Raw genomic sequence first — 1,771 nt, 5'->3', positions numbered from 1 at the left:
GCGCGTCAGCGTCCTGTGGGCGCTCCTGCGCGACAACCGGGTCTTCACCCCCGATCCGGTCACGCAGACGGCTTGACTCCGTCATTGAGACTCCTTGCGGCTTTTTGGTCCCGACAACCTCCAAGCTGCACAGGGGCCCTGTCTTCATGCGGCGACAACGCCGTGATCACCCGAATCGGGAACCCTGGAACACTCGTGCTAATCCCAACCCTTGCGACGGGTTTGCGGATCGCTTCTCAGGCGCAGCGGCCCGTGCAAGCGAGGCCAGGTACTCCACCACTTCCTCGGTCGTAGCCTCCAGCTCCATGCCCTGCCGGCTGACGACGGCCTCCAGCGCCGCCAATGCCAGTGCGCGCGGGTCATACAGGTCGGCAGGGAACTGCTGCCATGCCTGCCGCTGGTCGATCCGGTGCAGCGGGGCAGAACGCGCCAACACCGTGCATCGCCGGACAAAGCCCGCGTCCGCGACCAGGCCGAGCCAGCTGTCGCCGTCCTCCTCCTGCTGCGCCGCCGCGGAGAGCAGCCGACGCTCCTCACGGTCAAGCAGTCGCTCAACCAGCACATCCGCTTCCGCACCCGAAGAAGGTGGATCTCCCGGGCGGACATCTTGTGTTCTTGTCATGTTCCGAGTGCAGCACCATAGTCCGACAAATCAGACCAAAGCGCGGCGAATCACTCACCCACTCGGACTCATTCATGCGATGGAACTACTTTCAGCGCTGGCCGGCGTCTCGCCTCATGGGACGCAAGCGACGCGAACAGTGCGGCATCAACTGCCAAGGGCTTCACGCGAACTGGCTGTACCAGCAGCCGGGTTGGCTACGTACCACAGCCTGCCGTTGGCCGCGCGCGAACCAGACGGCACTTTCGAGCTCCAGGCGCCCTCGCCGACGGCGGTTTCGATCAGCGCCGCCCGGCCCAGCGTGCGGACACCTCCCGTCATGTCTACGAACGGAGAAGCTCGAACGGATCGAACCCAAGCGCGGCGATCCTGCGCTCGGTGTACCGCAACTCCTTGACCGTCTTGCGTGCGCTCGGGTAGTTCAGCCGGAGAGCGGCGGCCGGGGGATCGTTGAGGTACACGGCACGCGGGCATCGGTCCACGTGAAGGCAGGACTCCAGGCCGGTGTTGCACACCGCGCAGAGCAGACCTCGCACCAGGCCGTCAAAGTGGTCATGGTCGACCACAGAGCCGGGCAGAACGCCGCACAGGGAACATCGGGGGCCGAACCTCGAAGCCAGTCGGCTCCGAAGCATCCCGATCGGGCTGGTCGACCTGGTCGGCGGCCACAGGTAGGCCGGTGCGATAGGGCAGCGTTGCGTCAGTGGAACCGATCCCGGATCCACGCCGGCGCCGTCCGGCGCCGTGACATGCCATAGCGCCATCAGCTCCCGAACGTTCGGATCAGTGATCGTCTGACTGGCTGTCCGGAGCGCCCGTCCCGCCTCGTCGACCCACCACCTCAGTTGCGCTTCGTGCCGCCAGGTGGCCAAGGGTTCTGACCGGGGCCGCTCCTGGCCCTCACGAGGTGCCACCCACTCCGGCATCCCGCGCTCAGGAATCGAACAAAGCATCCGTGAGCCGCGGAGGTGAAACCGTCCATCGTCGCCGAACACTGCTTCCGATGGAGCCTCAGGTGCCGTCTGCCGCTTCGTGCAGACATCACCTGGGCGGATCTCGGCGACGGGTGAATCGAGGGCCACGGACGGCGGATCAAAAGCGAGCCGCTCTGCGATCTCTTGAACATTCTGGCTTCAGTGGTTCTGGAGT

At 65.6% G+C, this 1,771-nt stretch carries 2 protein-coding genes; both read right to left on the bottom strand.

Annotation, left to right across the window (positions count from 1 at the left end):
• Positions 1 to 166: 166 nt before the first annotated feature.
• Positions 167 to 562 (bottom strand): hypothetical protein, encoded by a 396-nt coding sequence (locus AC0B61_RS37165; protein WP_471746956.1) that lies wholly within the window; start codon positions 560 to 562, stop codon positions 167 to 169.
• Positions 563 to 945: 383 nt separating this feature from the next.
• Complete coding sequence (locus tag AC0B61_RS37160; protein WP_471746958.1) at positions 946 to 1,257, bottom strand: endonuclease domain-containing protein; 312 nt, start codon at positions 1,255 to 1,257, stop codon at positions 946 to 948.
• Between the last annotated feature and the right edge of the window lie 514 nt (positions 1,258 to 1,771).

Source organism: Kitasatospora sp. NPDC023385 (assembly GCF_055664045.1).
This window is presented reverse-complemented; position numbering and strand designations above follow the sequence as displayed.

Excerpts from the sequence above, each read along its gene's own strand:
- AC0B61_RS37160 (WP_471746958.1), bottom strand. The coding sequence starts at position 1,257 with ATGCTTCGGAGCCGACTGGCTTCGAGGTTCGGCCCCCGATGTTCCCTG.